10 protein-coding genes are annotated in these 16632 nt (G+C 72.7%); 3 read left to right on the forward strand and 7 right to left on the reverse strand.

Annotated elements, in window-relative coordinates; genetic code table 11:
- Positions 1 to 65: 65 nt before the first annotated feature.
- Positions 66 to 593, reverse strand: coding sequence for a transcriptional regulator NrdR (gene nrdR, locus RM590_RS29295; protein ID WP_394813998.1), 528 nt, complete (start codon positions 591 to 593; stop codon positions 66 to 68).
- 469 nt (positions 594 to 1062) lie between these two features.
- Here nrdR and lexA point away from each other — a divergent pair, with 469 nt between their 5' ends.
- Positions 1063 to 1812: a transcriptional repressor LexA gene (gene lexA / locus RM590_RS29300; protein ID WP_311707766.1), complete on the forward strand. Its 750-nt coding sequence runs from the start codon at positions 1063 to 1065 to the stop codon at positions 1810 to 1812.
- Between the two features lie 35 nt (positions 1813 to 1847).
- On the opposite strand, the gene RM590_RS29305 is transcribed toward lexA, so the two are convergent.
- The 4 genes from RM590_RS29305 to RM590_RS29320 form a co-directional block, all read right to left on the reverse strand.
- Complete coding sequence (locus tag RM590_RS29305; RefSeq protein ID WP_311707767.1) at positions 1848 to 3848, reverse strand: ATP-dependent DNA helicase; 2001 nt, start codon at positions 3846 to 3848, stop codon at positions 1848 to 1850.
- A 64-nt stretch (positions 3849 to 3912) separates the two neighbouring features.
- Positions 3913 to 5664 (reverse strand): IucA/IucC family protein, encoded by a 1752-nt coding sequence (locus tag RM590_RS29310; protein ID WP_311707768.1) that lies wholly within the window; start codon positions 5662 to 5664, stop codon positions 3913 to 3915.
- 53 nt (positions 5665 to 5717) lie between these two features.
- Positions 5718 to 6416 carry a GNAT family N-acetyltransferase gene (locus tag RM590_RS29315; RefSeq protein WP_394814000.1) on the reverse strand — a complete coding sequence of 233 codons (699 nt, stop codon included), beginning with the start codon at positions 6414 to 6416 and terminating at the stop codon, positions 5718 to 5720.
- The gene (locus RM590_RS29320; RefSeq protein WP_311707770.1) at positions 6413 to 8317 is read right to left on the reverse strand and encodes an IucA/IucC family protein; all 1905 of its coding nucleotides are present in this window, start codon (positions 8315 to 8317) and stop codon (positions 6413 to 6415) included. The genes RM590_RS29315 and RM590_RS29320 overlap by 4 nt, the downstream gene beginning before the upstream one ends.
- Positions 8318 to 8606: 289 nt before the next feature.
- On the opposite strand from RM590_RS29320, the gene RM590_RS29325 reads away from it, so the two are divergent.
- Positions 8607 to 9830 (forward strand): trypsin-like serine peptidase, encoded by a 1224-nt coding sequence (locus RM590_RS29325; RefSeq protein WP_311707771.1) that lies wholly within the window; start codon positions 8607 to 8609, stop codon positions 9828 to 9830.
- Between the two features lie 96 nt (positions 9831 to 9926).
- On the opposite strand, the gene panD is transcribed toward RM590_RS29325, so the two are convergent.
- Together panD and RM590_RS29335 are read right to left on the reverse strand one after the other, a co-directional pair.
- Complete coding sequence (gene panD / locus RM590_RS29330; RefSeq protein WP_311707772.1) at positions 9927 to 10349, reverse strand: aspartate 1-decarboxylase; 423 nt, start codon at positions 10347 to 10349, stop codon at positions 9927 to 9929.
- 81 nt (positions 10350 to 10430) lie between these two features.
- On the reverse strand, positions 10431 to 11267 hold the full coding sequence (locus tag RM590_RS29335; protein ID WP_311707773.1) for an AfsR/SARP family transcriptional regulator: 837 nt from the start codon (positions 11265 to 11267) through the stop codon (positions 10431 to 10433).
- Between the two features lie 612 nt (positions 11268 to 11879).
- Between RM590_RS29335 and RM590_RS29340 the strand changes: the two genes are divergently transcribed.
- On the forward strand, positions 11880 to 16632 hold a 4753-nt coding region (locus tag RM590_RS29340; protein WP_311707774.1), incomplete at its 3' end, for a type I polyketide synthase.

Below are 16632 nucleotides of genomic sequence, written 5' to 3' on the forward strand. Positions count from 1 at the left end.
ACGCGGCGATGCGCCCCGGTCAGATCTGATGTCGGCTCCGGCTGCCGCCGGCCACCCGGCAGCGCTCAGCCGCCGGTGGCCGGCCGGCCCCCGGCAACGGGGTCACCGGTCGGCCCGGAAGGTGGTCGCGCCAGCTCCGGCGCGCCGGGGAACCCCTCGCGCAGCTCGGCGATGGCGGCCTCGAAGTCCTCCAGCGAGTCGAAGGCCCGGTAGACCGAGGCGAACCGCAGATAGGCCACCAGGTCCAGCTCGCGGAGCGGCCCGAGTATGGCGAGGCCGACGTCGTGCGTGGACAGCTCGGCGCTGCCCGTCGCGCGGACCGCCTCCTCCACGCGCTGGCCCAACTGGGCCAGGGCGTCCTCGGTGACCGGGCGGCCCTGGCACGCCTTGCGCACGCCGGCGATCACCTTGTCGCGGCTGAACGGCTCGGTGACGCCGCTGCGCTTGATCACCATCAGCGAGGCGGTCTCCACGGTGGTGAACCGGCGGGAGCAGGCCGGGCACTGGCGCCGGCGGCGGATCATGGTGCCGTCGTCCGCGGTGCGGCTGTCGACGACACGGCTGTCGGGGTGCCGGCAGAAGGGGCAGTGCATCGCTTCTCTCCCTTCCCCGGCAACGGTGACGCAGCGTATCGGCGCCGGACACAAGGGCACGGCGCCATGGCCTCGGCGAACCCGCCCTGGGCGGAGGCGTCGAGGCGCTTCCAGCATAGGCGATTTTCACCGCCGATGATGACTCGGGACACAATTTGTGGGGAGTCACCAGAGCCTGGACCACTAGATCTAGGGATTCGCCGCCACCCCACTGTCAACATCATCGGCGAGCGTGTCGCGGCGCGACAACCGGGGGGCCGGGTGGGAGGAGAGGGCGACCGTATGGGAGGCTACCGCACAGGCGGTTACCGTCAGCGGTCGGCCCCACGTCCCGGCACCGCGCCATACACCTGCTTCCTTGATCAAGTCTGGTGATCTAGGATATTTCACTCGAACGTGTGTTTGGCGCAACCTTTCGATAGCAACTACCGTTGTCTGACTAGGGAGTACCACCTGAGAAGGGGCCGACATGACCACCGCAGCAGACGACGCCATCACCGCCGCTGAGCGCCGCCAGGACCGGATGGGCACGCCCGCGGCGCCGCCCAGCCGCTCGCTGCCTGGGCGACCTCCCGGGATCCGGGCCGACAGCTCCGGCCTCACGGACCGGCAGCGCCGGGTCATCGAAGTCATCCGCGACTCCGTCCAGCGCCGGGGGTACCCGCCCTCCATGCGGGAGATCGGCCAGGCGGTCGGCCTGTCGAGTACGTCCTCGGTGGCGCATCAGCTCATGGCCCTGGAGCGGAAGGGCTTCCTGCGCCGCGACCCGCACCGGCCCCGGGCCTATGAGGTGCGCGGCGCCGAGACGTCCGCGCCGCAGGCCACGGACACCGCGGGCAAGCCGGCCGCCTCCTATGTGCCGCTGGTCGGCCGGATCGCCGCCGGTGGCCCGATCCTGGCCGAGGAGTCCGTCGAGGATGTCTTCCCCCTCCCCCGGCAGCTCGTCGGCGACGGCGAGCTCTTCGTGCTCAAGGTCGTCGGGGACTCGATGATCGAGGCCGCGATTTGCGATGGCGACTGGGTGACCGTGCGCCGCCAGCCCGTCGCGGAGAACGGCGACATCGTCGCCGCCATGCTCGACGGCGAGGCCACCGTGAAGCGCTTCAAGCGGGAGGACGGCCAGGTCTGGCTGCTCCCGCACAACGCCGCCTACCAGCCCATCGCCGGCGACGAGGCGACGATCCTCGGCAAGGTCGTCGCCGTCATGCGGCGCATCTGACTCCGCGCGCGGCGCGTCCAGCTCCGCGTCCTCCCTCACGACGCGGCGGCGGCCCGCGCTGCCGCGTCGATCGCCGCGAGCGAGCGCCGCACCTGATTCCGGTCGGTCGTGTACCAGAAGTCCGGCATCGAGGCGCGGAGGAAGCTGCCATAGCGGGCCTTCGCCAGCCGCGGATCCAGAACGGCCACCACGCCGCGGTCGCCCGTAGCCCGCACCAGCCGCCCCGCGCCCTGCGCCATCAGCAGCGCCGCGTGCGTCGCGGCGACCGCCATGAAGCCGTTCCCTCCGGCCTCCTCGACAGCTTTCTGGCGGGCGCTGACCAGCGGATCGTCCGGCCTGGGGAACGGAATCCGGTCCATCACCACCAACTGGCAGTTCGGCCCCGGGACATCGACGCCCTGCCAGAGCGACAGCGTGCCGAACAGACAGGTCCGCGCGTCGTCGGCGAAGGTCCGGATCAGCTCGCCCAGGGTTTCCTCGCCCTGGAGCAGGATGGGCAGGTCCAGCCGACCGCGCAGCTCCTCGGCCGCCGCCTGGGCCCCGCGCATCGAGGAGAACAGGCCCAGCGTCCGGCCGCCCGCCGCCTCCACCAGCTCGGCCAGCTCGTCGAGCATGTCGGAGCGGCTGCCCTCCCGTCCGGGCGGCGAGAGGTGCTGGGCGACATAGAGGATGCCCTGCTTGCGGTAGTCGAACGGGGAGCCGACGTCCAGGCCCTTCCACTCGGGGTGCGCCTCACCGTGCTCGCCCTCCCGGGCCAGCCCCAGCGAGGCGCCGACGCCGTTGAAGTCGCCGCCGAGCTTCAGGGTGGCGGAGGTGAGCACGACCGACCGGTCCCCGAACAGCTTGTCTCGCAGCAGCCCCGAGACGGACAGCGGGGCGACGCGCAGCGACGCGCCGTACCGGTCGTGCCGCTCGTACCAGACCACGTCGTACTCGGAGCCCTGCACGATCCGCTCGGACACCTCCTGCACCGTCTCGATCGAGGCCAGCGCCTGCTTGCGCACGGCGTCCTCGTCGGAGAGGGAGGAGTCCCGGGTGTTTCCCAGGGCGGTGATCACGGCTCGCGCCGCGTCCCGGAGGGCGGCGAGGGCGTAGCCGAGGTCCTCGGGGATGGTCTCCACCCGGCCGGGCAGGGCCAGCTCCATCAGTCGCTCGAACGTCTCGGCCGCGGTCTGCAACTGGTCCGCGATCTTCTCGTCGATAAGCTTGGCGGCACGCCGGACCGCGCGGTTGACCCCGCCGGGCGTCAGCTCGCCGGTGGCCACGCCGGTGACCCGGGAGACCAGCTCGTGGGCCTCGTCGACGACGAGCACGTCGTGGCCGGGGAGCACCGGGGCGCCCTCGATGGCGTCGATGGCCAGCAGCGCGTGGTTGGTCACGATGATCTCGGCGAGCTTCGCGCGCTCCCGGGCGGCCTCGGCGAAACACTCGGCGCCGTAGGCGCACTTGGCGGCGCCCAGGCACTCGCGGGAGGACACCGACACCTGGGACCAGGCCCGGTCGGACACGCCGGGGGTGAGGTCGTCCCGGTCGCCGGTCTCCGTCTCGTCGGCCCAGTCCCGCAGCCGCAGCAGGTCCTTGCCGAGCTTGCTGGACGGCCCGCCGGGGGCCGCGGCGGCGGCCTCGAAGGGATCGAAGAGCCCTTCCTCGTCGTCCTGCGGGACGCCCTCGTGCAGCCGGTGCAGACACAGGTAGTTCGACCGGCCCTTGAGGGTGGCGAACTCGGGGCGGCGGCGCAGCACGGGGTGCAGGGCCTCGACCGTGCGCGGCAGGTCCCGCTCCACGAGCTGGCGCTGGAGGGCGAGCGTCGCCGTGGCGACGATCACGCGCTCGCCCTGTGCGATGGCGGGCACCAGATAGCCGAGCGACTTGCCGGTGCCGGTGCCCGCCTGGACCAGTAGGTGGCTGCCGCTCTCCAGGGCCTCGGCGACGGCCTGGGCCATGGCGACCTGACCGGGCCGCTCGGTACCGCCGACGGCCGCGACCGCCGCGTGCAGGAGATCGGTGAGGGTGTGCTCTCCGGATGTGGCACTCATAGGGGAGTCACCTTACGCGGCGGCAGTGACAGCGGGAGACGTCCGCGACCGTCGGGGGCGGTCGTCAGAGGGAGTGCAGCGGGTTCGTCACGGTGCCGTGAACGGCCGCGTGCGGGCGCTGGGATCGGTCCCGGTAGCCGTCGAGGTGGAGCCGGTTGCGGTTGAGGCAGAGCCGTTCGATGCGGGGCGTGAGCAGGTCGAAGGTCTCGTAACGGCTCTTCAGCTCGGGGAATCGCTGCTGGTAGTTGACGATTTCCGCTCGGACGAGTGACCAGAAATCGTCCTCGGGGAGGCCGAGTTGCTCCTCGCACAGGGGCGCGAGGTAGCGGAAGACGCCGACGAACAGCCCGGAGTGGATGAACTGGGTGAGGAACGCGGGCGGTTCGGTCAGGAGCACCTCGCGCACCTGGGGCGGGACAGCGTCGAACTCGGGCAGCGGCTCGGCGCTGAGGTTGACGTCGTCGACGAAGTCCTTCACGGCGAGCCGCACGGGCACGTCCCGTTCGTCGAAGACGACGAGCGCGTTCTCGCCGTGCGGGGAGAAGACGGTGCCGTACCGGTAGAGGAAGTGCAGCAGCGGGGGCAGCAGCGCGGCGAACAGGCGGCGCAGCCAGTGGCGCGGGGTGAGCCCGGAGCGGCGGACGAGCTCGGCGGTGAGGGAGCGACCGTCGGCGTCGGTGTAGAGGAGCGCGGCGAGGGTGCGGGCCCGTTCGGCCGGCTCCAGACAGGGGCCGATGGGCTCCCGCCAGATGCAGCCGAGCAGCTCCCGGTACTGGTAGGGAACGGTGGGCAGCCGGTCGTAGAGGGGGTGTTCGACGGTGACGGAGGCCGTTTCGCCGAGCAGGATGACGCGGGTGTCCTCGGCGAGGAACGGGTCGGCGTCGCGGACGCCGTGCATCCAGGCGGTGACGGCGGGAGCGGCGAGGGTGCGTTCGGTGGGGAGGCCGCGCCAGACCAGGGTGTTGAGGATGGACAGCGGCAGCTTGACGCTGCGGGCGTGCGGTCTGGTGATGTTGAGGAAGGTGCGCACCGACTGCTGCGGCAGCCGGAGGTCGCCGTCGGTCGGCAGCGGGATCAGCGCGCGGGCGGCGAGCTGGGGGGCGAACAGCGGGGCTATGGTCTCGTCCCACTGCCAGGGGTGCACGGGCAGCCAGAGGTAGTCGGCGGGGTCCCGGTCCTGCTCGGCGACGGTGCGGGCGAAGGTGGCGCGCGTGGGCGCGGTCAGCTCGTCGGCGTAGAGCCGCTCGGGGGTGGCGAGGCCGGGTATGCCCCGGTAGCGGCCGAGGTCACGGTGGACGGCGAGCCAGGGCAGCGGGCGCGGGGTGCGGGCCTCGGGCGCCCAGCGGGCGGTGTCGGTGGCGGAGAACCCGAGGCGGCCCTTGTTGGCGACGAGCCAGGGGTGGCCGGTCTGCCGGCCCTCCAGCTCGGCGTGGTCGAGGTCGGCGGCCTCGGCGGCGGTGAGCACGTCGGCGTCCAGCGTCACGTCGGCGGCGAGCGTGGCGGTCAGCTCGCGGATGAGGTGGCCGGTGGTGTCGCCGGACAGGCCGAGGAGCGTGTCATGGGCGCGGGCGATGAACTCCAGGGGGTCCCCGCTCGGGGTGATGGACCGGGGGTCTATGCGCCAGTGTCCGTAGGCGCCGCGGCGGGCCCGGAAGCGGTAGGTGAGGTCGTGGGCGACGGGCAGGTGATAGCCGTCGGCGGGTGAGCCGTCGGCCCGGGGGGTGATGACGCCCTCGTACGCGTACTCGGCGAGCATCTTGGCGAGCAGCCGGCGGGCGGCGCGGTTCCAGCGGGCTTCCGCGGTCGGTGCGGGCATCGCGTCTCCTCGGTTCAGTCGGGTGCGGGGACGATCGGGTGCGGGAGGGCGGGTCAGCGGTCCCGGACCATGAGGGCGGCGCGCTTGCCGGGGAGGTCGGCCTCGCCGGTCTTGCGGAAGCCGGCGGCCCGGAACGCGGCGATGGACGGGGCGTTGCGCACGTCCGGCTCGGCGACGACGCGCTGGCAGCGCGGGCGCCAGCGCAGCACGAGGTCGGCGACGCCGCGCAGCAGCGCGGCGCCGATGCCGCGACCGCGGTCCTCGGCGCTGCCGATGAGGAGGTGGACGCCCGTGTCGTGGAGCCGGGAGGGGTAGTGCCGGGCGAGCGGGTCGAGGTCGGCGCGGTAGATCTCCCAGTAGCTCATGGCCAGGCCGTCCAGCACGCCGAGGCAGGGCACGGAACGGCCATCGCCGTCGAGCTGCCGGGCGAGGTGGGCGGCGGTCCGTTCGGCGGGGCCGGCCAGCAGCCAGAAGGCGTCGACCACGGGGTCGTTCATCCAGGTGGTGATGAGCGAGAGATCGCGGTCGGCCACCACCGGCACGAGCCGGAAGACGCCCGCCCCCGTGGTGACCGGGCCCCAGTCGGCGACGGTGTCCAGCAGGTCGCCGCCGGGGGCGGCGAGGTCCTGGACGTAGGCGGCGGGGGCGTCGGTGAGGTCTGGGGAAAGCTGGAGGTCCGCGGTGTCCTCCGCGTCGTCGCCGCGGGTGTCGGTGCCGGATGCGGACACGGTGTCTCCTTCGAACGGGGTCAGACGGCGAGGAGCGGGTTGGCGATCGTGACGTAGACCGACTGGCCGTCGACCGGGCCGACGAGCTCGTCGAGGCCATGCAGCCGGGTCAGCAGATTGGCCTTGGAGCGCAGGGTCTTGGCCTCCAGCAGAAGCGCGATCAGCGGGGAGACCGGGCCGTCGGCCGCGGCGCGGGCCTCCTCGGTGAGGAAGCGGCGGAACGCGGCCAGCAGCGGTCGCTCCTCGGCGAGCCGCTGGGCGCCGAACGCGCCGATGAGGCCGAGGACGTTGTTGATCGCGAGGTAGTAGGCGAACCGCTCGTCGGTGACCTCGTCGGTGACGAACGTGTCGGAGAGCTCGCCGATGCCCGGCAGCCGCCGGTGCAGAGCGTCGCGGTGCGAGGCGCGGAAGTAGTAGCCCTGGTTGTCCCGGAACCGGCCGCCGGTGGGCCAGCCGTCGGCGTCCAGCACCACGATCGTGTTCTGCTGGTGGGCTTCCAGGGCGATGCCCGCGTGCGCGTCGAGCCACAGCAGCGGCCGGATGACGGTGCGCAGATACCGCAGGAGCCATTCGACGGAGACCGCCGCGGTGCCGTATCCGGTGCGGGCGGCGAGGGCGCCGACGATATCGGCCAGCCGCGAGCGCAGCTCGGGCCCGGGCCGGCCGGGCCAGGGCCGGGGCCCGGTGAGGGCGGCCAGACACAGGGCGTCGTCGCGCGGGCCGAACGGGCTCTGCCGCAGCAGGACGTCCAGGCCGGGAACGGGCCGCCCCCGGGCGTCGTCGACCGCGAGCCAGGCGGGGTCGCGGACGATGTCGAAGCCGGTCCCGGCGGGGCAGGCCGCGCGCCACTCCCGGGCCAGCCCGGCGTCGAGGAGGCGGTGCACCTCGACGCCGCGGTGCAGTTCCTTGCGCAGGTGCTCGCGGCGGGAGTTGGTGATGCGCAGGCCGAGGGAGAGCTTCAGCATGGCGGCGGCGCCGGGCCGGTGCACGGTGCGCACCGAGGACGTCGGATACCAGAGGTCGCCCTGCTCACCCAGGTCGTGCAGGAGCTCGGCCTCGAACAGGGCGGCCACGCCCGGGCGGTGGGTGATGTCGCGGGCCTGCCAGGGGTGGAGCGGCAGCGGGACGGTGCCCGGCGGCCGGGCCGGGCCCGGGTCGGCGAGCCGCGCGAGCAGCGCCTCGGCGGGCACCGTCTCGTCGCGCTCGCGCCACGCGGAGTCGGTGGCGAGGACGGCCCGGTCCACGGCGATCCAGTGCAGCCGCAGCGCGCCGCGCAGCTCGGGCGAGCAGCGCGCGGCCTCGGCGCCGGTGAGCCCTTCACGGCTCTTGGGCGTGGGGTGCAGCGGGTGGCCGAGCAGGATCGACTGCTCGGCGTCGAGGAACGGGTCGCCGTGCTCGGCCGGGCCCGGGTCCGCGCGCCGGGCGGCGAGGAACGCGGCGGTGCGGCGCGCGGAGTCGGCCACCCGCCCGACCAGGGCGATGGCCTCCGCGGCGTACCGGCCGTCGCCGTCGCCGGTGACCGATTCGCGGGCCAGGAGGGCGGCGAGCGTGGGGGCGTCGACGGGGGGCGCGCCCGGCGCGGCGCCGTCGAGCGCGGCGGTGCCGAACCGGTGCCAGCCGGTGGGCGACCAGTACCGCACGGGGACGCACAGCCCGCCGCCCGAGGCGGGCAGCGGCACCCGCAGGACGCCGTCCGCGGGCCGGGCCAGGTCCGTCTCGCGCACCCAGCAGCGCAGCAGCGCCTCGGCGGCGGCGGCGTCCGCGGCGCGGCCCGGGTCGGGGTGCTCCAGCGGATCGGCGGGGGCGGGCGGGCCGTCGGCGGGCAGCCGCCGGGGGCCGGGCACCTCCGGGGAGCGGGGGTGCCGGGCGGGGATGGGCTCGCGGTCGGCGAAGGGGATCCGTTCGGGACCGGTGCGTGCGTTCATCCGTGTGCGGCGCGTGTGCTCGGCACGGGCCGAACCGGCGGCGCCTCCTCCTTCGTCAACTCTTCGGCGGGGACTGGGCGTTCCTCCATCCGTAGTAACGACGCAGCGCGCCCCGGATCACGGCCTGGCGCAAGATCCTTTGCGCGCGCCCCCGGCGTGCCCCCGGACCAGGCGGAACCGGGGACCCGCCTGCCGCCGTCCCCATGGGCACCGGCATAGTGGGGAACCACCTTTCGGTCACCCGAGTGCGGACCAGCAAGACCTTCAGGACCTCAGGGGGAATGCACCCATGTCATCGATACGCAGGCGACGACCTCGCCGCCGCGTCGCCGTGGCGGTCACGGCCATGGCCGCCGCCCTGGCGCTCACCGCCACCGCCTGCACCGGCGAGGAGGAGGCGGGCGGCGACGCGTCGCCCGGCCCGAGCGAGGAGGGGAGCGCGGGCGACGACCGGCTCCAGGAGCTCCTGAACAACCTGCCGTTCGAGGTCGACGTGGACGCCTGGATGGAGGGCGGCTGGGCCGACTGGGACAGCGACACCTGGCTGCGCGAGGTCGGGGAGTTCATCAACCCGATCATCGAGGGCCTGTGGGACCAGGAGCGCATGGGGGAGGCGGAGGACCCCGACCAGTCCATCGACGACGGCCAGATCGAGGAGGACGAGAATCCTCCGGTGGCCGACGACCCGCTGGCCGACCGGGGCGTGACCGACCCCGAGCCGGCTCCGGTGGACGCCGTCGCGGTGGACACGCCGTACACCGAGAACGGCGCCCCGATCGGCAAGGTGTTCTTCGACAGCCCGGAGGGCCCGATGGTCTGCTCGGGCACCGTCGTGAAGGACCCGAACGCCCCCGGCCGGTCCAACCTGGTGGCCACCGCGGGCCACTGCGTGCACGCGGGTGCCGGCGGCGGCTGGTACCGGAACCTGAGCTTCGTGCCGGCCTACAACAACAACGGGCTGAGCGCGCAGGAGGTCGCCACGGCGCCCTACGAGGAGGTCGCGCCGTACGGGGTGTACTGGGCGAACTACGTGTCCACCACCGACTACTGGATCAACACCGGCACCGCGACCGGCGGTGAGGGCGCGCACGGCGACTTCGCGATCATGTCGGTCGAGCCCGAGGACCCGGACGGGCTGTCCCTGGAGGAGACGGTCGGCACCGCCCTCGACATCAACTTCGACGCCCCGGCGGTGTCCGGCCTCGGCGAGGTCACGCTGTACGGCTTCCCGGCCGCCGACCCGTACGACGGCGCGCTGATGTACCGGTGCGTCGACGACCCGCGACGGCTGTCGATCGACGCGGAGATGCCGGTGCTGTACTGGGCGGGCTGCACCATGACGGGCGGCGCGTCCGGCGGTCCGTGGCTGCGGACGAACGAGGCCGGGGAGAGCGAGCTGATCTCGGTCAACTCCATCGGCCCGCTGGAGAGCACATGGCTGGCCGGGCCGCGGCTCGACACGGAGGCCCAGGAGGTCTTCGACCACGTGAGCGCGGAGATGAGCGCCGGCTAGCGGCGACGACACGTGAACGAAGACGACACGTGAACGAAGGGGCCCGGTGTCCGCGGTGGCGGACGCCGGGCCCCTTCGCGTGGGCGGAGGTGCGGCTCAGCCGCGGGCCACGGCCAGCGGGCTGCGCTCGGTGTCGCCGCCGGGGACCGGCTCGGACGGGTCGGCGCCGAGCGCCACGATGCGGTTGGCGCCGTCCACGTGCACGACGGCCGGCCGCATGGTGCGCGCCTCGGCGTCGTCGACCTGTGCGTAGCTGATCAGGATGACCAGGTGGCCGGGCTCGACGAGACGGGCCGCCGCGCCGTTGATCCCGATGACGCCGGAGCCCCGTTCACCCTCGATGACGTAGGTCTCCAGGCGGTTGCCGTTGTCGATGTCGACGATCTGGACCTGCTCGCCGGGCAACAGATCGGCGGCCTCCATCAACGCCGCGTCCACGGTGACCGAGCCGACGTAGTGGAGGTCGGCCTGGGTCACCGTGGCGCGGTGGATCTTCGACTTGAACATGGTGCGCAACACGATGCAGCTCTCCCTGGTCAATGGGTCGCGTTCTCGGGACGAGATACGCGCCGGCCACACCATGCTAGCGGCGCCCCTCCCTCAGGCCCCAGGCGCTCCGACGGCGTCCAGGTCCCGGCCGAACCCGTCGAGCGCGGTCGCCGGGCCGGCGGACTGCGGTTCGAGGCGGGGGTCGGCCAGCAGGATGGACCGCTGGAGGTCGCGCAGCGGCTGGCCGGGCTCCAGGCCCAGCTCGTCGTGCAGCACGCGACGGGCGCTCTCGTAGACCTTCAGCGCCTCTGCCTGCCGCTCGGAGCGGTAGAGCGCGAGCATGAGCTGCCGGTAGAAGACCTCGCTGAGCGGATACTCGGTGATGAGTGCCTGGAGCTGGCCCACGAGCTCACGGTGGCGCCCCATGGTCAGTTGGGCGTCCATGAGCATCTCGAAGCACTCGACGCGGGCATCCTCCAGATAGGCCACGAACGCGCCGATCATGGGCCCGCCGGACACTCCGACGAGGGCGGGTCCGCGCCACATGGCCAGGGCGGACTTCAACGAGACGCACGCCGCCTCATGACGGCCGTCCTGGATGTGGGTCCGGCCCTGCCGCACGCGCGCCTCGAAGGCGTGCACGTCCAGCTCGTCGTCGGGACCGAGCTGGATCATGTAGCCGGGTGGCCGGGTGACGATGGGGCCGCCGTCGGTGCCCCGGGCGGCGGCGAGAATCTTGCGGAGCTGCGACACATAGACATGCATCGCGGCCGATGCCCGCTTGGGCGGCGAGCCGCCCCAGATCTCCTCCTTGAGACGACCGCCCGCGACGACCTGGTCGGATCGAATGAGCAGTGCGGCCAGCAGCGTTTCGACCTTGCGCGCCCCGATGTATGACGTGCCTTCCCCGCCGGCCAGGCGGAGTGGGCCGAGTATTTCGTATCTCATCAGTCTTCCCCCTTTGTCCGATATATCGGCCATAGCGACTGAACCGCTGCCCACCGTAACCAAGACTGTGCGAGCGCGCATGCGCCTCACCCCCCGGGGGCCCGCCAACGCGCAAGTTTGTGGAGGCAGTAGGAGTGCGTAGGGGCTTGACGTCCGCAACGCATGGTCTATAAGCGAACGCCCGCGGCGCCACGCCGGACGCACTCGGGAGTCGTATACGACGCGCATCGGGCCATGTCAGCGAAGCAGCACCCCGGCGGGGGGCCGCCCGGGGCGCCGGACGGGCGCGAACGGACCTCCGTGGTCCTCCGTGTTTACCCCGGGTTATTGAAGCGGACGCCGCCCCGCCGCTCGTCGCGATGTAATGTACGCCACACCCCTACCCGGCCAGTGCGTCCCCCTACCGAAGTGGCCACACGGACCACTACTACTCATAGGTACGCACATAAGAGCGACTTTAGAGGCCGCCAAGGCGAGCGTAAGACGCGACTCGGATGCTTGCCGCGAAGCCTATTTTTCCCACATTGAGGGGCGGGGTACGGCGTGGCGGCAAGCACGACCAATGATGTGACCGCACATTCGGTCCAGGACGATCCCATTGCGATCATTGGGATGTCTTGTCGACTCCCGAAGGCCAAGTCCCCTTCCGCGTTCTGGCAGTTGCTGAGCGAGGGCCGGAGCGGCATCACCGAGGTGCCGGCGGGCCGGTGGGACGCGGCCGCGCTTTTCGATGCGGACATCACCGCCCCCGGGAAGCTCAATTCCCGGTGGGGCGGCTTTCTTGACGATGTGGCCGGCTTCGACGCCGATTTCTTTGGAATTTCGCCGCGCGAGGCGGCGATGATGGATCCCCAGCAGCGCCTCGTCCTGGAACTTGGCTGGGAATCCCTGGAGGACGCCGGAATCGTTCCCGAGACGCTCCGGGGAACGCGTACCGGCGTTTTCGTCGGGGCCATTTGGGACGATTACGCGATCCGGCTCTACAAGCACGGAACCGAGCGCATAACCCGCCACACGGTGACGGGTCTGCACCGCAGCATCATCGCCAACCGGCTGTCCTACACGCTCGGCCTGCACGGTCCCAGCCTGGCCGTCGACGCCGCGCAGTCCTCCGCCCTCGTCTCGGTGCACCTGGCGGCGGAAAGCCTGCGGCGCGGGGAATGCTCGGTGGCGCTCGCGGGCGGGGTGAATCTGAACCTCATCCCGGAAAGCACCATCGGCTCGGCCAAGTTCGGCGGGCTGTCGCCCGATGGCCAGTGCCGGACGTTCGACGCGCGCGCGAATGGCTATGTCCGCGGTGAGGGCGGTGGACTGGTCGTCCTGAAGCCGCTGTCCCGGGCCCTCGCGGACGGCGACCGGGTGTATTGCGTGATCCGCGGCAGCGCGGTGAACAACGACGGTGCCTCGGAGGCGCTGACCGTGCCCAACGGGCGCGCGCAGGAAGAGGTCATTCGCCGCGCCTACGAGCGGGCCGGAATCGATCCGGCCGATGTGCAATACGTCGAGATGCACGGCACGGGAACCAAGGTCGGCGACCCGATCGAGGCCGGCGCGCTGGGCGCCGCTCTCGGCTCGCACCGGCCCGCGGATTCCCCGCTGCGGGTCGGTTCGGCGAAGACGAACGTCGGCCATCTGGAAGCCGCGGCGGGAATTGTCGGACTGCTCAAGACGGCGCTCAGCATCTGGCACCGGGAACTCCCGGCGAACCTCAACTTCGAAACGCCGAATCCGGCGATCGACCTCGACGGATTGCGCCTGCGCGTTCAAGACTCGCACACGGACTGGCCCCGGGCGGACAAGCCCCTGATCGCGGGCACGAGTTCGTTCGGCATGGGCGGCACGAACTGCCATGTCGTCCTCACCGAGAGTCCCGCCCCGGCCGCCGGCGAACAGGGGTCGCCGGCCGGCGAGCCCGCCGTCACCACCGACGGCACTCTGGGCTGGCCGCTGTCCGGCAAGTCCGAGGAGGCGGTGCGCGCGCAGGCGCGGCAACTGCTGGACCACCTGGCAGCGCACTCCACCCTCACGCCCGCCGAGGTCGGCCGGGCGCTGGCCACCACGCGGACCGCGTTCGACCACCGGGCGGTGGTCATCGGGCGCGAGCGGGCCGACTTCGAGGCGGCCGTGGAGGCGCTGGCCGCCGGTGACCCGTCGCCCGCCGTGGCGCAGGGCGTCGCCGCCAGGAAGCCGGGCCGGACGGTGTTCGTCTTCCCCGGGCAGGGGTCGCAGTGGGCGCGGATGGGCGTCGAACTGCTGGAGTCCTCCCCGGTGTTCGCGCAATCCCTGACCGCCTGCGCCGAGGCCCTGGCCCGCTACACGGACTGGGACCTGCTTCAGGTGCTGCGGGAGGCCGACGGCGCGCCCGGCTTCGACCGGGTGGACGTGGTGCAGCCCGCGCTGTTCGCGGTGATGGTGTCGCTGGCCCGGCTGTGGGAGTCCTTCGGGGTCCGGCCGGACGCCGTGATCGGCCACTCCCAGGGCGAGATCGCCGCCGCCCACATCGCCGGCGCCCTCAGCCTGGACGACGCCGCCCGCGTCGTCACCCTCCGCGCCCAGTCCCTGTCCGCCATCGCCGGGCAGGGCGGCATGATGTCCCTGCCGCTGCCGCACGACGCGGCGGGCGAGCTGATCGCACGCTGGGACGGTCGCGTCGCCGTCGCCGCCGCCAACGGCCCCGGCAGCACCGTCGTCTCCGGCGACACAGAGGCGCTGGACGAACTGTTCGCGCACTGCGAGAGCAACGACATCCGCGCGCGGAAGATCCCCGTCGACTACGCCTCCCACGGCCCGCACGTCGAAGCCATCCGCGAACGGCTGCTGGAGGTGCTGGCGCCGGTCGCGCCCCGGCGGCCGGAGATCGCGTTCCGCTCCACCGTCGGCGGCTACGACAGCGACACCCTGGACGCCGAGTACTGGTACCAGAACCTGCGCAACACCGTGGAGTTCGAGGCCGCGACCCGGGCCCTGCTGGACGACGGGCACACGCTGTTCGTCGAGATCAGTGCCCACCCGGTGCTGACCTACGGCCTCCAGGAGACCATCGACGACCACGCGCCCGAGGCCGACGCCCGGGTCACCGGCACGCTGCGCCGCGACGAGGGCGGCTGGCACCGCGTGCTGACCTCGCTGGCCGCCGTGCACGCGCACCGCCCGTTCGACTGGGCTCGGTTCACCTCGCCGGGCACCGCCCGGGTGGCGCTGCCGACGTACGCGTTCCAGCGCGCGCGCCACTGGGTGGACCTCCCCGCCGAAGGCGCCACCGCCACCGCGTCCGCGCCCGTCGCCGCGGTGCGGGAGGACGACGACGCGCCCGGTGAGACCGCCGCCCCCGCCTCGCCGCTCGTCTCCCGGCTGGCGGGCCTGCCCCGGCCGCAGCAGGAGCAGGTGCTGCTGGACCGGATCCGTGGCGAGGTCGCGGTCATCACCGGGCATGTCACCTCGGAGACCATCGACGCCGACCGGTCGTTCAAGGACTTCGGGTTCGACTCGTTCGCCTCGGTCGAGCTGCGCAACCGCCTGAACGCGGCGACCGGCCTGAAGCTGCCGACGACGCTGCTGTTCAACTACCCGACCCCGGCCGCCGTGGCCCGCTTCCTGCTGGCCGAACTCCTCGGCGACGCCGGTGAGTCGGACGCCGCCCGGACCCCGGCCCGGGCCCTGGACGCGAACGAGCCGATCGCCATCGTCGGCATCGGCTGCCGCTTCCCGGGCTCGGTGGACAGCCCCGAGGCGCTGTGGCGCCTGGTGGACGAGGGCGTGGACGCGATCTCGGAGTTCCCCGCGGACCGGGGCTGGGACATCGAGGGCGTCTTCGACCCGGACCCGGACCGGCCCGGCAAGTCCTATGTCACGCGCGGCGGTTTCCTCTACGAGGCCGCCGAGTTCGACCCCGGCTTCTTCGGGATCAGCCCGCGCGAGGCCGCCGCGATGGACCCCCAGCAGCGGCTGCTGCTGGAGACCGCGTGGGAGGCCATCGAGCGGGCCGGCATCAACCCGGCGTCGCTGCACGGTAGTCAGACCGGCGTGTTCGTCGGCGCGATGACCCAGGAGTACGGCCCGCACCTGCACGAGGGCGCGGACGGGTACGACGGTTATCTGCTGACGGGCAACACCGCCAGCGTCGCCTCCGGCCGCGTCGCGTACACCCTGGGACTGGAGGGCCCGGCGGTCACCGTCGACACGGCCTGTTCCTCCTCGCTGGTCGCCCTGCACATGGCCGCGCAGGCGCTGCGCAACGGCGAGTGCGAACTCGCCCTGGCGGGCGGCGTCAGCGTGATGGCCACCCCCGGCATGTTCGTCGAGTTCAGCCGGCAGCGCGGCCTGTCCACCGACGGCCGGTGCAAGGCGTTCGCCGAGGCCGCGGACGGCACCTCCTGGGCGGAGGGTGTCGGCCTGCTGCTGGTGGAACGCCTCTCCGACGCCCGGCGGAACGGGCACCCGGTGCTCGCCGTGGTGCGCGGCTCCGCGATCAACCAGGACGGCGCGTCCAACGGCCTGACCGCCCCCAACGGCCCCTCGCAGGAGCGGGTGATCCGGCAGGCGCTGGCCAGCGCGCGGATCCCCGGCAGCGAGGTCGACGCGGTCGAGGCGCACGGCACCGGCACCACGCTGGGCGACCCGATCGAGGCGCAGGCGCTGCTCGCCACCTATGGCAGGGAGCACTCGGCCGAACAGCCGCTGTGGCTCGGCTCGTTCAAGTCGAACATCGGCCACAGCCAGGCGGCGGCGGGTGTCGGTGGCGTCATCAAGATGGTCATGGCGATGCGCAACGGCGTGCTGCCCAAGACCCTGCACGTGGACGAGCCCACGCCCCATGTGGACTGGTCGGCGGGGGCCGTTGAGCTGCTGACCGAGGCCCGGCCCTGGCCGGAGACCGATCACCCGAAGCGGGCCGCGGTCTCCTCGTTCGGCGTGAGCGGCACCAACGCGCACGTCGTGCTGGAGGAGGCGCCGGCCGAGGAGCGGCCGGCGGCCGCCGAGGAGCCGGAGGCCGCCGGGCCGGAGATCGTGACGGACGGTTCGCTGCCGTGGCTGCTCTCGGCGAAGTCGGGTGAGGCGCTGGCCGCGCAGGCCCGCCGCCTGCTGGACCACCTGGCCCAGCGGCCGGAGGCCACGCCCGCCGAGGTCGGCCACTCCCTGGCCACCACCCGCGCCCAGTTCGACCAGCGGGCCGTGCTGATCGGCCGGGAACGCGCCGACTTCCAGGCCGCGTTGGAGGCTCTGGCGGCGGGTGAGGCGTCGCCGAACGTCGTCGAGACCACCGCCGGCACCCACCTCGGCAAGACCGTCTTCGTCTTCCCCGGCCAGGGCTCACAGTGGGCCCGCATGGGCGTCGACCTCTACGAGTCCTCCCCCGTCTTCGCCG

Source organism: Streptomyces litchfieldiae (assembly GCF_031845365.1).
GTDB lineage: Bacteria > Actinomycetota > Actinomycetes > Streptomycetales > Streptomycetaceae > Streptomyces > Streptomyces litchfieldiae.